The sequence below is a fragment of the Vibrio sp. 070316B genome, from assembly GCF_013114115.1.
GTDB classification, from domain to species: Bacteria; Pseudomonadota; Gammaproteobacteria; order Enterobacterales; family Vibrionaceae; genus Vibrio; species Vibrio chagasii_B.
Genome location: NZ_VTYC01000011.1, coordinates 27,510 through 44,865, shown reverse-complemented (window position 1 = coordinate 44,865; position 17,356 = coordinate 27,510). Strand labels below are relative to the sequence as shown.

Annotated in this window: 15 protein-coding genes; 2 read left to right on the top strand and 13 right to left on the bottom strand. The window is 46.1% G+C overall.

Annotation, left to right across the window (positions count from 1 at the left end):
* Positions 1-8: 8 nt before the first annotated feature.
* From xdhC to F0251_RS10705, 8 genes are all read right to left on the bottom strand, one after another.
* Entirely contained in the window at positions 9-890 is an 882-nt protein-coding gene (xdhC, locus tag F0251_RS10740; protein ID WP_116871009.1) for a xanthine dehydrogenase accessory protein XdhC, read from the bottom strand.
* 67 nt (positions 891-957) lie between these two features.
* Positions 958-3,348: a xanthine dehydrogenase molybdopterin binding subunit gene (gene xdhB / locus F0251_RS10735; RefSeq protein ID WP_116871008.1), complete on the bottom strand. Its 2,391-nt coding sequence runs from the start codon at positions 3,346-3,348 to the stop codon at positions 958-960.
* Positions 3,341-4,786: a xanthine dehydrogenase small subunit gene (gene xdhA / locus F0251_RS10730; RefSeq protein ID WP_171730961.1), complete on the bottom strand. Its 1,446-nt coding sequence runs from the start codon at positions 4,784-4,786 to the stop codon at positions 3,341-3,343. The genes xdhB and xdhA overlap by 8 nt, the downstream gene beginning before the upstream one ends.
* Before the next feature lie 460 nt (positions 4,787-5,246).
* Complete coding sequence (locus tag F0251_RS10725) at positions 5,247-5,981, bottom strand: GntR family transcriptional regulator (RefSeq protein WP_017630710.1); 735 nt, start codon at positions 5,979-5,981, stop codon at positions 5,247-5,249.
* A 193-nt stretch (positions 5,982-6,174) separates the two neighbouring features.
* On the bottom strand, positions 6,175-6,861 hold the full coding sequence (locus tag F0251_RS10720; protein ID WP_171730960.1) for a DNA-3-methyladenine glycosylase I: 687 nt from the start codon (positions 6,859-6,861) through the stop codon (positions 6,175-6,177).
* A gap of 125 nt (positions 6,862-6,986) precedes the next feature.
* Positions 6,987-7,502: an N-acetyltransferase gene (locus F0251_RS10715; protein ID WP_171730959.1), complete on the bottom strand. Its 516-nt coding sequence runs from the start codon at positions 7,500-7,502 to the stop codon at positions 6,987-6,989.
* A 54-nt stretch (positions 7,503-7,556) separates the two neighbouring features.
* A complete protein-coding gene (locus F0251_RS10710) occupies positions 7,557-8,183 on the bottom strand; it encodes an HD domain-containing protein (protein ID WP_171730958.1) in 627 nt (208 codons plus the stop codon).
* Between the two features lie 196 nt (positions 8,184-8,379).
* Positions 8,380-9,039, bottom strand: a complete 660-nt coding sequence (locus F0251_RS10705; RefSeq protein ID WP_008221043.1) for an HAD family phosphatase — start codon at positions 9,037-9,039, stop codon at positions 8,380-8,382.
* Positions 9,040-9,451: 412 nt separating this feature from the next.
* Between F0251_RS10705 and F0251_RS10700 the strand changes: the two genes are divergently transcribed.
* The gene (locus F0251_RS10700; protein WP_171730957.1) at positions 9,452-10,780 is read left to right on the top strand and encodes an anaerobic C4-dicarboxylate transporter; all 1,329 of its coding nucleotides are present in this window, start codon (positions 9,452-9,454) and stop codon (positions 10,778-10,780) included.
* Between the two features lie 91 nt (positions 10,781-10,871).
* On the opposite strand, the gene F0251_RS10695 is transcribed toward F0251_RS10700, so the two are convergent.
* The 3 genes from F0251_RS10695 to F0251_RS10685 all read right to left on the bottom strand — a co-directional run bounded on the left by F0251_RS10695 (position 10,872) and on the right by F0251_RS10685 (position 12,892).
* Positions 10,872-11,195 carry a DUF4144 domain-containing protein gene (locus F0251_RS10695; protein ID WP_061033030.1) on the bottom strand — a complete coding sequence of 108 codons (324 nt, stop codon included), beginning with the start codon at positions 11,193-11,195 and terminating at the stop codon, positions 10,872-10,874.
* 104 nt (positions 11,196-11,299) lie between these two features.
* Positions 11,300-12,091: a CLCA_X family protein gene (locus F0251_RS10690; protein ID WP_061033031.1), complete on the bottom strand. Its 792-nt coding sequence runs from the start codon at positions 12,089-12,091 to the stop codon at positions 11,300-11,302.
* A gap of 135 nt (positions 12,092-12,226) precedes the next feature.
* Positions 12,227-12,892 carry a flavin reductase family protein gene (locus F0251_RS10685; protein ID WP_171730956.1) on the bottom strand — a complete coding sequence of 222 codons (666 nt, stop codon included), beginning with the start codon at positions 12,890-12,892 and terminating at the stop codon, positions 12,227-12,229.
* A 261-nt stretch (positions 12,893-13,153) separates the two neighbouring features.
* Between F0251_RS10685 and F0251_RS10680 the strand changes: the two genes are divergently transcribed.
* Positions 13,154-14,485 (top strand): ferric reductase-like transmembrane domain-containing protein, encoded by a 1,332-nt coding sequence (locus tag F0251_RS10680; protein WP_061033033.1) that lies wholly within the window; start codon positions 13,154-13,156, stop codon positions 14,483-14,485.
* Positions 14,486-14,584: 99 nt separating this feature from the next.
* Here the strand turns inward: F0251_RS10680 and F0251_RS10675 are convergent, their stop codons facing one another.
* Positions 14,585-15,655, bottom strand: a complete 1,071-nt coding sequence (locus F0251_RS10675; RefSeq protein WP_171730955.1) for a hypothetical protein — start codon at positions 15,653-15,655, stop codon at positions 14,585-14,587.
* A gap of 80 nt (positions 15,656-15,735) precedes the next feature.
* On the bottom strand, positions 15,736-17,349 hold the full coding sequence (locus F0251_RS10670) for an FAD-binding protein (RefSeq protein ID WP_171730954.1): 1,614 nt from the start codon (positions 17,347-17,349) through the stop codon (positions 15,736-15,738).
* Positions 17,350-17,356 lie beyond the last annotated feature (7 nt).

Here is a 17,356-nt window from a genome sequence, read left to right as displayed (position 1 = left end):
GACTTGTACTAGGCGATCTTCTCTTCCAAAGGTGGTTCGCCTACATCGCTTGGTTGACTGTGTTGCTCGGTCAAATCCTGATTTCGATATTGTTTGGTCGGGCGCTTTTGTTCAAGCGCTTGGCCTTGATAGTGTGCGATCAGTTCACCCGCAACCGATACCGCGATTTCAGCGGGATGTTTGCCATTCACAGCGCTGATGCCAATCGGGCAAATCATAGTTTCAATTTGCTCTTGGCTATAGCCACGCTGCTCTAGGCGGAAGTCAAACTTCTTACGCTTGGTCAGCGAGCCGATCATGCCGAAGTAACGGCTGTCTTCACGGTCGATAATGGCTTTCGTTAAATCGAAATCAAGCTGGTGGTTGTGGGTCATTACTAGGTAGTAGCTGTTCGGTGGCATGTGTTTCACTTCGCCAACCGGATCGTCGGTGACTAGCTTTTTGACACTGTGAGGAAGTGTGTCAGGGAACACTTCTTCACGTTCATCAATCCAGGTCACACGGAAGGGTAGGGTCGCGACAATGTGCAGCAGCGCCTTGGCCACATGGCCAGCGCCAAACAGCACGAGATGGTTCTGTTGAGTACCAATCGGTTCAAAGCTTAATGTTGCCATTCCGCCACAACATTGGCCTAAACGAGCACCTAGATTGAAGCGTTCTACTTTGAGCGATTTTTCACTGGCAATCAGCATTTCGCGCGCCATTTTAGTGGCCACATGTTCAAGGTGACCACCACCAATCGTAGCGATGATTCGGTCACGAGTGACAAGCATCTTGGTACCCGCATCACGTGGCACTGAGCCTCTGTCTTCAAGCACTGTCACCATGACACATGGTTCGTAGTTCTCTTCCAGTTTTGCCAGTTCGTGAATCCAATTATCCTTAAACATATGTCCTCCTAAATCCCTTCTATGCTTCCTAAGCTGTTTATTACGTCCTAAGCCGTACCTATCAGCTCTAAGCCGTTTCTGATTGAGCATCGACCGAGGTCGGGGCTGTTTCAGAGACTTCCTGAATCGCCATCAGAATACGCTCTGGCGTTGCAGGTGTGTTGAGCTTAGGAATCGCGCCATCGACAGCGACATAGCTAATCGCATCTTTTAGTGCGCTCCATACCGACATACCTAACATGAAAGGTGGCTCACCCACGGCTTTCGAGTTGAATACTGTGTCTTCTGGGTTGCTGCGGTTTTCCAAAAGGTGCGTTCTGAAATCAATTGGCATATCAGCAATCGCAGGGATTTTGTAGCTTGCAGGGCCGTTGGTCATTAAGCGGCCTTGCTGGTTCCACACCAACTCTTCCGTTGTTAACCAACCGACACCTTGCACAAAGCCACCTTCGACTTGGCCGATATCAATCGCCGGGTTCAATGAAGCGCCCACGTCATGCAGAATATCAACACGCAGAATCTTGTTTTCACCGGTTAGGGTATCGATGATGACTTCTGAACAAGAAGCACCATAGGCGTAGTAGTAGAACGGACGACCGCGTGCCTTCTCGTGATCATAATAGATCTTCGGAGTGCGATAGAAGCCAGTGCTCGATAGTGAAATTTGATTAAACCAAGCCAGTTCAACAAATGAGTTGAAGGTCATGATCTCATCGCGGATCTGCACCATGCCGTTCTTGAACACCACTTCTTCTGGGGACACTTTGAAGTGCGAAGAAGCGAAGTCTATCAGGCGTTGCTTAATGGTTATTGCGGCGTTTTGCGCGGCCTTACCGTTGAGGTCGGCGCCCGATGAGGCTGCGGTTGGTGATGTGTTCGGAACTTTGTCTGTGTTTGTAGCGGTGATCTGTATACGTTCGACATCGACTTGGAACTCCTGTGCAACGATTTGTGCCACTTTGATGTTCAAGCCTTGCCCCATTTCCGTACCACCGTGATTCAAATGAATACTGCCATCGGTGTAGATATGGATAAGCGCACCTGCTTGGTTCAAGAAAGTCGCAGTAAACGAGATGCCGAATTTCACCGGTGTGATAGCAAGACCTTTCTTCAAGATAGGGCTCTGCTTGTTGAACTCAGCGATTTCTTTACGACGTGCGTGATAGTCACTGCTGCGTTCAAGCTGTTCGGTTATCTCAGGTAAAAAGTTGTCTTCAACGGTTTGGTAGTAATGGGTTACGTTACGGCCTTCTTCGCCGTAGTAGTTCGCCTTGCGTACTTCCAAAGGATCTTTTTTCAGGTAACGCGCAATCTCGTCCATGATGTGTTCAATGGTCATCATGCCTTGCGGGCCACCAAAGCCACGGTAAGCGGTGTTCGACGCTGTGTTGGTTTTGCATCGATGACCAACCACAGTTGCATCGCCTAGGTAGTAAGCGTTGTCTGAGTGGAACATTGCACGGTCGACGATAGAGCTTGATAAGTCTGGTGAGTAACCACAGTTACCTGCAACCGTAATATCAGCACCTTGAATCACACCATTGTCGTCAAAACCGACGGTGTATTGGTTGTAAAACGGGTGTCGTTTACCGGTTTGTTGCATGTCTTCGTTACGCAGCAGGCGCATTTTGGTCGGTCGACCTGTAAGGTGGGCAATCACCGCTGCCATACAGGCAGGAGAGGCTGCTTGAGTCTCTTTGCCACCGAAACCACCACCCATACGACGCATATCGATCACGACTTTGTGCATCGGTACGCCAATCACTTCTGCGACCAGCTTTTGAACTTCGGTCGGGTTTTGTGTTGAGGTGTAGACGATCATGCCGCCATCTTCGGTTGGCATCACACTACTGATTTGAGTTTCTAGGTAGAAGTGCTCTTGACCGCCGATCTCTAGGTCACCAGAGATCACGTGTTTCGCTTTTTTCAGTGCTGCTTTCGAGTCACCACGCTGTTGAGTGTGGCTTTCTGTTACGAAGTGTTCTTTCTCTAGCGCTTCTTTGACATCAAGAATGGCAGGTAGCTCTTCGTATTCAATAATCGCTGCGTGTGCGGCTTTGCGTGCCGTTTCTAGATCGTTCGCTGCTACAGCAATCACGGGTTGGCCGTAATATTCTACTTTGCCGTCAGCAAGCAGTGGATCGCCCGGTAAGATTGCACCAATATCCAATTCACCCGGTACGTCTTTCGCTTGAATGGCAATTGCCACGCCTTCGAATTCGTAACACGGTGAAACGTCGACCTTAGTGATCTTCGCATGTGCTTGAGTACTCAGGCGTGCGTACACGTGCAGTTGGTTGGGAAACTCTAGGCGGTCATCAATGTATACCGCTTCGCCCGTTACTTGTTTGGCTGCACTGTCGTGTTTAACGCTCTTACCCACGCCAGTTTTTAGGTCTTGTTTTGCAATGGTAACCATCTCTTCGTGGGTCATCGCATGCTCGTGTGATTTAGACATAAGACGTTACCCTTGTTTCGATTTGGTTGTTTTTATTCTGTTGTTCAATGAAGTAGCGACGCAGCATGTTGGCCGCCGACAATGAACGGTATTCTTGGCTTGCACGGAAATCAGATAGCGGTTCAAAGTCGTTATACAGTTCTTGCATCGCTAACTTAATATTAGCGTCTGTCCATGGTTTGCCTAATAACGTATTTTCACAACGGGTTGCGCGCTTAGGCGTTGCAGCCATACCACCAAAGGCGATACGAGCGTGTGTTACCTTGCCTTCTTCGACTTGAATATCGAACGCACCACATACTGCAGAGATGTCATCGTCTAAACGTTTAGATAGTTTGTAAGCGCGGAAGCTGTCGTTGGTTGGTTTAGGAATGATGATTTGTTCAATGAACTCACTCTCTTTCTGCGCCGTCACTTTGTAGCTGATGAAGTAATCTTCGATCGGCATAATGCGAGACTCATCACCACAGCGTAGTTTGATCTTCGCATTAAGCGCAATCAGCAAGGGAGGCGTATCACCGATAGGCGAAGCATTGGCTACATTACCGCCGATGGTGCCTTGATTACGTACTTGCAGCGAAGCAAAGCGGTGTAACAGTTCGCCAAAATCTGGGTAGTGTTTTTTCAGTAGTGAGTAAGAGTCACTGATTGGAAGGTTAGCACCAATGATTAAGTCGGTGTCTGTCTCTTCACATACCTTCATGTCTTCAACAAGGTTGACGCTGATCAGCGTTTCTATCTCGCGATGGAATTGTGTCACTTCCAGTGCTAAATCCGTACCGCCAGCAACCAGCTTAGCGTTCGGGTGCGCTTGAAAAAGCTTGGCCAACTCATCGGTGCTTTTCGGGGAAAAAGCGGTGAGGTGACCAAGGCGTAAGTTGGCTTCGGTGTCTTGAATATCTTCTAGTTTCTCGATGGTTTTGCGCTCGAGTTCAGTAAATTGGTCAATCAAAGGTTGGTCTGTTGAAAGTGACATTGCTGCATCAACAATAGGGCGGTAGCCAGTACAACGACATAGGTTACCAGCCAATGATTCCATGACGTCTTCTTTACTCGCATCGGGTTTATTTTTACCAAGCGCAAACATCGACATGATGAAACCCGGCGTGCAGTAACCACATTGTGAACCGTGAAAATCAACCACCGCCTTCTGCACTGGGTGCAATGAGCGATCTCGGTTTTGCAGATCTTCTACTGTGATCAGCTGCTTACCGTGTAACGCTGACACAAATGTAAGGCAAGAGTTCACCGAACGGTATTGCAGTTGTCCATCAACTACTTCACCGAGAACGACGGTACATGCGCCACAGTCACCTGACCCACAACCTTCTTTGGTACCGGTTTTATTAACCTTGGTACGAAGGTAATTGAGCACTGTCATATTCGGCGACAGATTGTCTTCACGTCTTATTTCCTGATTGAGCAAAAAAGTAATCAAGAGACCTCCTTGTAAATCGACATTGTTCCATGTGTATTCTTTTTGACTTCTAGGTCAATAATTATCCATCCTGACCCTGTGGTCAACTATTTATTTACAAAAATGCAACAACATTGCGCATTGTTGGATTGTATACAATTTGTTTTTGTCTGTAGTTGTTTGTTTTATTTGGCTTTAAATTGGAAGTGCTGAGTTTTGTGGTGTGAATGAATTAATAGCTATGTATACAAAATAAAGACAAGGTTTTTGGCATTGATGGATCAAATACTGTAGAAGCTAAGAGCGCTATTTAGGGCAGGATAGAGAGTGTTTGAGGTGAAATGAGTCGATCTTCGCGTCTGTCATTATGGGAAAGGCATAAAAAAAGAGAAGTAAACACAGAGGATTACTTCTCTCCCGTCTTGTTAATAAAAAGTTATTAACAAAAAGTTGTTAGAGCTAGATTGGAATAGTTAGCTCGTTATGATTTGTTCTTAAGTAAATCTGAGAACACAACATGCAGGTCGCTCGATGCGGTGCTGCTGTCTAGGTTGAGCTTAGAACGAATGTGGCTCAAATGCTCTTTCATCAATTCGACGGCTTGTTCTTCATCACCAGACTCAATGGCATCAAGTAATCCTTCATGCTCATCCAAAGAACAGTTCGAGTGATTACCTGTCTCGTATTGAGCGATAAGCAGTGAGGTTTGTGATACTAGGCTGCGTTGGAAAGCGAGCAGGGGTGCATTTTCTGCCATTTCAGCCAGTTTGATGTGGAACTCACCAGATAAACGTAAGCCAGAACCGTAGTCACCTTGGTCAAAGGCACAGTTCTCTTTCGCTACCAACTTTCTGCACTCTTCGATTTGAGCTTTGGTTGCGTTTTTTACGGCAAGCTCTGTGATTGCAAGCTCCATCACTTCACGTGCTTTAAATATCTGTTTGGCTTCGTCTACCGTTGGTGCTGCAATCATGGCTCCTCGGTTTGGACGGATCACCACAACCTGTTCTAAAGAGAGACGTAACAAGGCACGGCGAATGATAGTGCGGCTAACGCCAAAGATTTCTGCTAACGCTTCTTCGCTTAATTTGGTGGCTGGTGGCAGCCTTTGTTCTAGTATCGCGTCGAAGATATGGCAGTAAACAACATCGTCTTGAGTCTGGCCTGTTACTTTTGTTTTTACACCTTTGGAGACAGAATTTTTGAGAGCTGTCATAGAGATAAGGGCCCTTGTTTAGTCGAGTTGGGTTGGTCGAGAATAATTCATGAGTGTTACTCTATATTGTATACATTTATCTATACAATGCCACCGGATGAAAGTGCGATGCACGCTTATTTGTTAATGACTTATAACATTTAGTTTGCAGGGAACTGTGTGCAATCTAAAGCTTTAAGCCATTCTTATTGAACTAGACGCGATTATCGCCACAGCTGTAGGCGACGATCTGGCTTATTTCACTCAGGGTACGACCTGATTGCTGCTGCCACTCGTTGAAAGCCTTACTTGCCGCGACTTGTGCTCGTTTGGTGTTACGACCGCTATCAATCACATCTGTGCTGCGCAGGTGCGCTTCAACGTCAGAAGATAAGATAAACGTGTCTTTTCCCATTTGGCGCAAGGTGTAAGCACCTGTGTTACCACCTAATCGCTTGCCGTGTTTCTTCAGATAATCCCAAAGTTCTGTAATTTGTTCTGATGGCCAGTCGGCAACCATTTGTGAGAACGAATCCGCTTCACGCTTGGCATTGTGGATCATCATTGCGTTGGCAGGGATGGTCATCACCTTGGTGAGGTGGCGAATAATGCGTGGATCTTGCGCTTTTTGTTCCCACATCTCATTCGGCAGCATCAGCATTTTTTCGATATTGAATTCAAAGAACACTTCTTCAAATTGCGGCCATTTCTTTCTCACCACATTCCACGAAATACCACACTGGAATACCTTCTCGGTAAAAGCGGCTAGCCAACGGTCGTCGGTAATTTGTGATAACTCGGTCTGTGAAAGAGGCGCACGAACAATCTTTTCGAGCTCTGCTGCGCCACCTTTACGGTGAGCGGCACGTTGGTAAATGGTGTCGAATTTTTCTTGGGTCATTGAAGGTTCCAAATTACATCTGTGTAGCCAATGCTTAATGATATGGGGTCAAATCTGGCAATTAAAACGATTCTGTTAACGAAAGTAAGTCTGTTAATTAAAACGATCAAGCCGAGTAAAACACGCTAGCTGAGCTTTAATTCCATCTGATACAAGGGCCAGGTATTGCCATTGAATTCTTTGAATTTTGGTTCTTTGTCTACCACTTGAAAGCCCGCTTTGTCGTAGCAACGTTTCGCACCGTGATTCTGTTGGAATACAGCTAAGCTGATGGTGGTGACATCAGGGATTTGTTTTGCGGCTTCTAATGCACTTTCTATCATGGACTGCCCAAACCCTTTACCACGCTGACTTGGGTGAATGGCCACTCGGCAGAATCGAAGTTCACTGTCTGACATACGTTGAAACTCCATAAACCCGATCAGTTCTGAGTTATTGCCGTTCGAACTCAGTTCAGAGAGAGCACTAGATTCAGAGAAGGTATAGAGCTCGACATGGGACTCTTGAGAACGTTCGATGATGGAAGAGGCCTCTAACGGCCAACCAAAGGTTCGCCCTCCCCACAGTACGTAGTCTTCGAGGGATGTAAACCAAGTGACGATCTCGTCGGCGTCGGATGCTTTAAAGCGGTTTATTTCCATATCCTTTTTCTCCTTGTCGTGTGTCTCTTTTTCTAAGCTGCTAATTCTAAGCGGCTAAACTTCCGCACCCAACTGCTCAAGAAAGCCACGCATGTAATCGGTGCGCTTGTTGGCTTCTAACTTGGCGGACTCTGTATTCATGGTTTCAGCGAGCTTAAATAGCTTCACGTAGAAGTGGTCGACGCTGTAATGCTTGTCATCCAAGTCACGATGTTCAGCGAACGGGTCTTCGTGGTTATACAGTTCAGCGTTAAAGCTCTGACCCACGTACAAACATCGAGCGATACCAATTGCACCGAGAGAATCAAGGCGATCGGCATCTTGGACGATCTGAGCTTCTAAGGTTTCAGGTGTGATGTTGGCGCTGTAGCTGTGCGTGACAATGGCATGATGGATCTCATCAAGATAGGACGTGGGATAGTCGATAGATTTGAGGAAAGAGATCGCCTTATCTGCTGCTATTGTTGAGCTTTGGGCTCTGTCTGGGTGGTTCTTAGGAAAGGTGAAGCAATCATGAAGATAAGCTGCGGGTAACACGACTTCAAGCTTAGCTTGTTCTTGATCGCACAAAGCTTTTGCGGTTTTGACGACACGCTTAATATGGCTGATGTCGTGTGCTGCATCTTGTGTCATTTCTTGCTGTGCAAACTCAAGCAGTTGGTCTTCAAACTTTTCCTTCACGCGTCTCTGTCTCCATATTTAGACGTTAGCAATCTTGCTGATTACTTAGCATTTATCTCAAATCGACTTTAACAGTTTCAAGCGCGAGTTTTTATCTTTTATAAAAACTATACCAACAAAAAAACCGACTCTGTGAGTCGGCTTAATAGAGAGGCTTGTCTACGTTGATAAAAGCATTATCAACGGCAGTGAGAGCCTAAGCTGCAGCTTGTTGAAGCTGTGCTAGCACATCATGTAGAGAAGGGCTTATGGTGTGTCCAAGCGCTTTTACTTCGTCACATGGCTCTACTAAATCAGGGATCTGGAAACTGATCATGTTGGCTGCCATAGAAGCGCGAATACCGTTGTTTGAATCTTCAAACGCCAAGCAAGTTTCAGGCGCAACACCTAGGCGTTCTGCCGCCAATAAGTAGATCTCTGGGTGAGGCTTACCGTGAGTCACTTCGCAGCCTGTGCTTAGTGAAGTGAAGTAAGAATCTAGGCCTGCTAGCTCGAGCTTCTTCTTTGCGATATCTAGCTGAGTTGAGGTTGCCACCGCGATTGGAATGTCATTCGACTTTAGCCATTCAAGCAGCTCAATCACGCCATCTTTTACTGGGATGGCTTGGTTTTTAACTATCGCACTATAGCGGGTGCGCCATTCATTATTCAGTGCTGGGTAGTCTAGGTTTTCACCGTAGCCATTTCGAAAAATCTGTTCGATGGTTTTTGCGTTACAACCAATGATGCCTAGGTAAACATCTTGCAAAAACGGAACACCTTGCGCGTGACATGCTTCTTCAAAAACCTGCATACAAAGTCGCTCGGTGTCGAGCAGCAGTCCATCCATATCAAAAATAGCAGCTTGAAAATTCATATTCGTGGTTCTTTCTGTATTGTCATCGTAAGGGCGGGTATTTTGACACAGTGTATGGGGATAGGCGAGTTAGAGTTAAGTCAAAATGGCAAGAATTGTATTACAAAAATTGAGGAGAATCGGGGGAGTCCGTTATGGGTTTCTGAATGGGTGATAACGTTTAGTTATGATATTTAAATTTTATAGATTGAGGCGTTCTAAAAGAAACAATGAACATCAGAATGCATAACAATCCTAGAGTTTCACTTGAGTGAAAAATTACATTTTAGATACTTAATCGCCTGTTATCGTGACCCTAATCTTATAAAAAACAATCCATTAAAACGCTCAATGATTGTGTGATCTACCAATAAGTAACGCATTGAACATAAAGACAAAATAACCCTAGTCCACATTTTTAGCAGGGTTGCTTATGTTGTATTTTGAGTTTCTATTTTTACTTGTCGTTCTCTATATCGGTTCTCGGTATGGCGGTATTGGTTTAGGGGTTGTTTCTGGTATTGGTTTGGTAATTGAAGTCTTTATCTTCAAGATGCCACCAACGTCACCACCTGTCACCGTAATGCTGATCATTTTCGCGGTGGTAACCTGTGCCTCGATCTTGGAAGCGGCTGGTGGCTTAAAATACATGCTGCAAGTGGCGGAAAGGGTGCTAAGAAAGAACCCGAAACGTGTCACCCTAATAGCCCCATTTGTTACCTATTCTATGACGTTCCTGTTGGGTACTGGCCACGCGGTTTATTCGATCATGCCTATCATTGGCGATGTGGCATTGAAGAACGGGATTCGCCCTGAGCGCCCAATGGCGGCAGCTTCTGTTGCATCTCAACTTGCGATTACCGCATCGCCAATCTCGGCAGCCGTCGTTTATTACTTAGCGCAGCTATCGGATATTCAACACTCTATCACTTTGCTTTCGATTCTATTGGTGACGGTGCCTGCAACCTTGTTCGGTACGTTGTTACTTTCTCTGTACAGCTTGAAACGCGGTAAAGAACTGAACGACGATCCTGATTACCAAGAACGTTTGAAAGATCCTGAGTGGAAAAAGCGCATTGAGAGCACCACAGCAACATCTCTAGATGAAGTGCTACCTAGCTCGGCTCGTAACGCGGTATTAATTTTCCTACTTTCTATTGTCGTGATCGTAATTGTGGCGATGGTGCCAGAAATCAGAACCATTGTAGACGGCGACAAGCCAATCAAGATGTCGGTCATCATCCAAATGATGATGCTCTGCTTCGGCGGTATCATTTTGCTGGCAACCAAAACTGACCCGCGTGATGTGCCAAATGGTGTGGTATTTAAATCGGGTATGGTGGCAGCAATTGCTATCTTCGGTATCGCTTGGATGTCGGATACTTACTTCCAATACGCAATGCCTCAGTTCAAATCGGGCATCGTGGAAATGGTAACCAACTACCCATGGACGTTCGCACTAGCGCTATTCATCGTATCGGTTGTGGTTAACTCGCAAGCAGCAACGGCACGTATGATGCTACCTGTTGGCCTTGGGTTAGGATTAGACCCAGCCTTGCTAATCGGCTTGATGCCAGCGGTTTACGGCTACTTCTTCATCCCGAACTACCCATCTGACATCGCAACGGTGAACTTCGATGTCTCTGGTACCACCAAGATTGGTAAGTGGTACTTCAACCACTCATTCATGTCAGTGGGTTTAATCGGTGTCGTCGGCGCATGTTGTTTAGGCTACGCACTGGCTCAGATTTTTATCGCTTAATGTAATTAGCTAAGTAAGAAACGCAAAACAGCGCCTGAATTGGCGCTGTTTTTGTTTGGGAGATTTGAAGCTCTGGTTTTGTGAGTCGATATTAACGGGCTTCAAAAGCCAAAGACTGAATCGCTTCTTCAATAGTTGGGAAGTGAATTTTCATTAGGCACACTTCGGCTTTTTGGAACTCATGATTGCGAATCAGTTTGGTCACGTTTTCAACCGAATATTGTTCCGGTCGTTTCGCTAGGTTCAGTTGGTTTGAGCTGGATTGAAGTGAATAGCTGTTACCTTCAGAATCAATGAGGTAATCATCTTCGCCCAAGATCATGTCTGAGCATTCTGCTTGAAAGTCACTTTCGGATGCGACGTAAATCAGCTCATCATCGCCGTCGAGTTTTACTAAAGATGGCCAATGGATCATTACAGCCTCTGAATCATATATGTTGAAGTGTATCGACTATAAACAGTTTTGAGCCTTGGATCATCTATTGATCTAGCTGTCCAAAACGTTACTTACTTAAAGAGCTACTTGCTCAAAGAGCGGCCTAGCGGTGCAAAATAGCCTTGTATCGCGTTGTAGATTTCCTTTCTATGCGCGAGGTCTGGATAGAGGGGGAACATATCCGGCTTTGTTGTGCCATCGACTAGGTACGAGTTTTCGATATCTGAGCAAGATTCAATGGCAGACTCAAAAGCGCGAGCCATCATCTCTGTTGGTAATGAGAAGTAACGGGCAGATGTCGCTTTGTCGGCTATGACACTTCGGGCGACGTAATCGTGTTTATCCAAGTTATTCTCGCTGAGTAGCGTGGCATCGAACAGCGACATCAGACTCTCGTTTAATGGATGAGGTCGCACCTTTCTATCGTGTAACCAACAATCGCTGGCAAACAAGATGTGTTTGCGAGGTCCTGAAGTATCGCCAATCTCAAACGCCTTTTCAGCGATGTAGTGGTCAAATGCATGCCAAAACTCGTGAGCGAGCGCACCTGCACCTGCGTTTTTCGCGAGTGCCAATTCACGCTGGTTGGGCGCGTAATGTGCTTGTACGCCTTTTCTGCCACCACTGCCAAATGCCAACCCAAGTGTGCCACGAAGGCCTATCGTTTCAGGTGGCAGAGCCAAAATATAAGCCAGGTCTGCTAATGAATCGAATATTAAGTTCGCAGCTAAGTCCTTTTCTTCTTTGGTTACCCAAGCGCCCACACGAATGCTTCCCATACCGAAGGTCTGTTTAATATCCATGAAAGACACCTGCTCGCCGTGTCGGTAGTCAGGGCCTTTACGGGTTTTGTACTTAAAGTGGGTTAACTTCAAAGGAGTCCTTAGAAATGAGTGTATAACGTAAATACTATCAGGTACGGCTCAGTGCCTTACAAACCTAAGCCGAGGAAGTTACCACTTTTCGTATCCAATTTCTGAACAAAATGACTTTGAGTTAGGTTGAAGGACCTACCATGAGGTGGGATCGCCTTCGCGTGTGAGCGGAAACAATGGTTCATCGGGTTTAGCGTAGCTTAGTCGGTGCAGCCTTTGTGTCACGTGATAGCTGTCTAGGCCTGATATGGTGACTGTGTCTAAAGCCTCCAGATCCAAGTACCCATCGGGCATGAAGGCACTTTTTGGGGCGTGAAGCGTGACGACTTCGCCAATCAGCATTTGGGTGTGATTGCTCTCTATCTGAATATGTTCTTTCAACTCCAACCCAATTTTCAAAGCGCTTTCTAATACAAACGGTGCGAAGAAGTCATCGTCATAATAAGGTGTCAGGCCGACCGACTCGAACTCGGATACTTCTTTAGGATATCGCGCAGAGGTTTGGTGAGCTTTCTTGAAAAAGTCAGCGCCAATACTGTTGATGGTGAAGTGTTTGGTCTCGAGAATGTTGTCCAAGGTGTGGCGGCGTCTTTTACATGGGCGGACAATAAAACCAAATAGTGGAGGGTGAGAGCCTAAATGTACCACCGAGCTTATCACGGCCAAGTTTGCTGCCCCTTGACTGTCACAGCTACCAATCAAATTCGCACTCTTGAATCCTGATAATGAGTTGACTAGACGAGTGCGCCCTCGCTGCTCCATGGCTTGAAGATCGTTCTTTGACAGAGTGATGTCCTTCATACCTTTCTCTTCCTACTTGATTAAATGAACCTGTGTTTTTATGAGCCTATATGTACGAACATGGGCTTTTTATCGATCAAAGAAATCACGAACCCAGAGAGCCCACTTGGTGCGATCGGTTATGTAGTTCAATCGCGAATCGGGAACTGTGGTTCAGCTAGCACATGGTAGTTAGTCGTCTTTGCATAGATTTACGCATGTTGACGTCGCTTTACATGACGCAAGCTAAAGTAAGAGTGTCGTCTTTAAGAGTGTTAAAAAATGAAAACAGTCCGCAATATCATTTGGGCAATGATTGCCACAATGTCAGCCTTTTGGTTTGCGATGGAACCGCAATTATTCGCTTCAAGCAATGTCTTTGAATGGCGCTCAGCCATGATTCAGTACTCAGGTATTTTGTCTCTGATGTTAATGTCCATCACCATGGTTCTGGCAATGCGTTTGCCTATAGTCGAGAATTGGCTCAAAGGTATGGATAAAGCGTATCGAGTCCATAAATGGCTTGGTATCGGTGGTGTGGCATTGGGTGTCACACACTGGTTGTGGTACCAAATTCCTAAGTCACTGGTGACTTTTGGCATCTTGGCTAAGCCTGTTCGACATGATGGTTCAGGGCCACAAGCGGTCTTGACTGGTTGGGAAATGTGGGTCAACGAACTGCGCGATATTGCTCAAAGTATCGGTGAATGGGGTTTTTACTTATTACTTGTTCTATTTGTGGCATCACTATGGGCGGCAGTGAAGTATAAACCGTTCAAATTGTCGCACCGTCTGATGTCGGTCGCGTATCTGTTTATCGCTTTTCACTCGGTAATACTGCTTAAACGAGCGTATTGGGGAGAGCCTATTTATTACCTAACGGTGGCATTTGCTTTGGTTGGATCTATCGCCGCGATTTACAGCTTGTTGGGTTTGGTTGGGCGTCGTAATCGTCACTCAGCAACTATCGCTTCGACTCGCTATTTTCCACAGGCTGAAGTGATGGAACTGGTGTTAAAGCCGGATGCATCTTGGCAAGGTCACAAAGCCGGGCAGTTTGCTTACTTGCGTTTCGGTAATGAAGACCCGCATCCGTTTACCATTGTTTCTGGCAGTGAAGATTCAGAGTTACGTTTCTTGATCAAAGAGTTGGGTGATTTTACTAATGGCTTGTACGAGCGAGTCAAAGCGGGTGATACCGTAAGAGTTGAAGGGCCTTATGGCCGTCTTGAATTTGATTTGAGCAAGCCACAAATTTGGGTTGCTGGTGGTGTCGGGATTGCTTCGTTCTTTGCCACACTTGAAGCGCTCAAGAGTGAACCAGATCACCCTCGAATCGAGTTGTTTTACTGTACTCGTGGTATCGACGAGCATTTGGTTGATGAGCTACTAGGCTTAGCTCATGAGGTGGGAGTAAAGCTGAACGTTATTGATACTTTGCATTCTCCAAGGTTAAACGCCGGACTAATCGCAAACCAATGTGGTGACCTGAATGATTATGAACTCTATTTTTGTGGACCTGAGTTGTTCTCAACATCATTGAAGAAAGAGTTAGACGCTTATCAATTTGATATCGAAAAGCACTATCACGAAGAGTTGTTTGTGATGCGCTAAAGCTTGAAATAGATTCGTGATAATTGCGCGGAGTAGCACTATAACAGTGCTACTCCGCTGTTATGTTTCTAGGAGCAGTAACGATATGTTTAAACCGATCTAAAGTGCTGCATTTTGAATATCATCCAAGGCATCGCAATAGAAAGGGCCACTAAACTCCAATAAGGCTTGCGGCATCTCTATGGTTTCCGCCAAAACGTTGTGCTCATATAAAGAGACATTAACCGCAGCCTTCATCGATTTCATGTACTTCTGCTCTCCGCCAAAGATAATCACAGAAGGGAAGGCCAACGGGTAAAAGCCTTCCAGTTCGGATTTTACTTCCATGACCATCTTGTACTTAATTTTGTTCATTTCGAGTTTTAAGTACCCTGCGCAGGAATCTACCTCTCTTTTCAGTGAAATATTGCCAATCGCCGGGTAGAAGATCAGGTCATAATTAGGAGAGATATAGCGGCCAGCCCACAGTTCAATATTAGAATTTCCAACTTTTGCACCTGTAAACATGTAGTAGAGTTCATCAGAAAGTCCCATGGTGTAGATCATTCCTGCGCTAGACTCTTTGTCGTACCACCCTTTATCAAGCTGAGCGTATCCGCTTCCAAATAGAGATTGCTCACCATCGTAGAAACTGTACTGAATCGGCGTGCCGACGGTATAAAGAAACCATTTACCTCCGACTCCCGGTAGTTCAGGAATAATACCGAAAGGCGTTTGTCCCGGATTTCTGCCACGCCAATAATGAGCATGTTCGCCATCCCAACGCATCGAGAATTGAAAGTCTTCGAAAGTTACATTCAGTGTGTCTTTATTGGCGACGACAATCCCCGGTATTTCGTAGTGGAACTGTTCCGAGTCGTTAAAACCACGGAGTATTAACTCATCACGAAAGATGTCGTATTTCACTGTCTTGCCGTTTACCGGTGTAAACGCGAGGTGCACGTATGACTTAGGCGTTGGGTCAGTAAAGTCAGGAGCGATGTAGGTTTGTAGGCTGACTTTAAAGTAGCCGACCTCTGGTACGGCGATATTGTAGAACCATTGTTCAGCCCAAGTTTGTTGAGATGATGGAGTATGAGGGCGTATATCCTCGAGTGTGGTAGCAAATCCTTGTGCTACGAACAGGCAGCAACATGCTAGCCCTAAACGCAGTAGTTGGCAGAGGTTCATTGAAGTGATGTCCTTTTTGGGATCCTTTGGAAAAGCGAGTATCAGGCATAGAGCGCAGTGCTATATGCCTGACGAGCCGTTTATTTTCGGCAGATACGAGCGTCAGTGAAGTAGAGCCCTGATTGACAAGTCGTCCCTGATTGACAGTGGGCATCTTCTTGACAGTAACATTCGCCACGCACGTTACATCCTGGTTTTAGATAATCTTCTAATGGCGTTTCACCACTCACACGCTCCCAGAATGGGTTGGTGAAGGTATCGAAAGGGTCCAGCTCCGCTTTGGCTTGCAAGAACTCAGGCCACATCGGGAAGCGAGAGGGCATGTCCTCAAAAATAGCGACTGAGTTTTTACCCCAGTGAGGTCGCGCATCATATTTTCGCAGCGACATTTGCTCTATTTCTAGGTTCACGAAGTAGTTTTTAGGTTCTTTCTTACCCTCTTTACGCAGTGTGTATTCAATGCCGACGAAAGCGGTATCTCGTCCTGCGCTCATTCCTAAATAACTGTCAGAAGCTTTACCAAATCGGAAGTAAATACCATTGAGTGGGAAGCAAGTACGTGGGTGTGCGTCGACGATCTGGCGGACATCATTGATCCAGTTTGGTAGGCGCTCAATGTCGATAGCAACTTCTTGAAGCGCGATAGGCAGACGATCCCAGATACATTTGTTCGGGTCTTTGCATTCGAAGTACTGCATTTGGTCTGAATAGCCGATAGGCTCATCAACTGTCTTACCTGTGACACTGTCTCTGAAGTAGGACTTTGCTCGGCCATTGTAACGAGCGACGGCAGCAAGACATTGCAAACCAGTCCCCGGGAATTCGTGTGCGGCATTAAACAGTAGCCCGAAGAAAAACTCTTCCGCATCTGTGACATCGGCTTGTGCATTGTAGGCTTGGCCTTCTGTCTCGATTGGTACTGGGTTGTAAAGTGTGGTGGTGTAACGCCCTAGACCGGGGAACCATGCGATGTTCGCAGAGTAGTTGTTGTGTGCAATATCCAGTACCACGTCTTCAAGGTCGGAATCATCTCGATAACCGGTGACTTCTGCTTTCACTTTAAAGGCATCTTCAAGTTTTAAGGTCGCTTCAACCACTACGCCAAGTACACCAAGGTTCACTCTTGCGGCGTCCAGTAAATCGCCCTCAAGTACTCTGACCTCGCCTTGCCCATCAACAATTTTTAGCTGGGTAACGTAGTCAGCGAGCATGTTGCTTGGTCTATCTAACGTAGAGCCGTGTGTGCCACTGCCCAGCATGCCACCAACGGTAAAGATAGCTAACTCAGTCACCATGTTGATCGCGTAACCTTGCCCGCGTAAGAAGTCATTGAGATCGTTGAACCGCATACCGGCTTCAACAGTGACGGTCTTATTTGTTGCATCGAAGTGAACGATCTTATTCATATTCTTCAGAGTGATTTGAACTTGGTCGTCACCGGCGCAGGCGGCATCGATTTGGCTGGCGAACTTGCGATTTCCCGTCATCACTTTCTTACCGCGTATCAGAGCGTCTTGGACGATGTTCTGCACTTCATCAATAGAACGTGGGTCGTAAATCGCTTCAGGGTGGCAGGTGTATGTTCCTTGGTAGTTAGAAATCTCTCTTTCCGGTTCATAGGAATGAAGAGAGAAAGCTGTCCCCATTACCGCAGCAAGCAAAGCGTTACCAAGTACCATGGTTTTTATTTTCATTAAGACT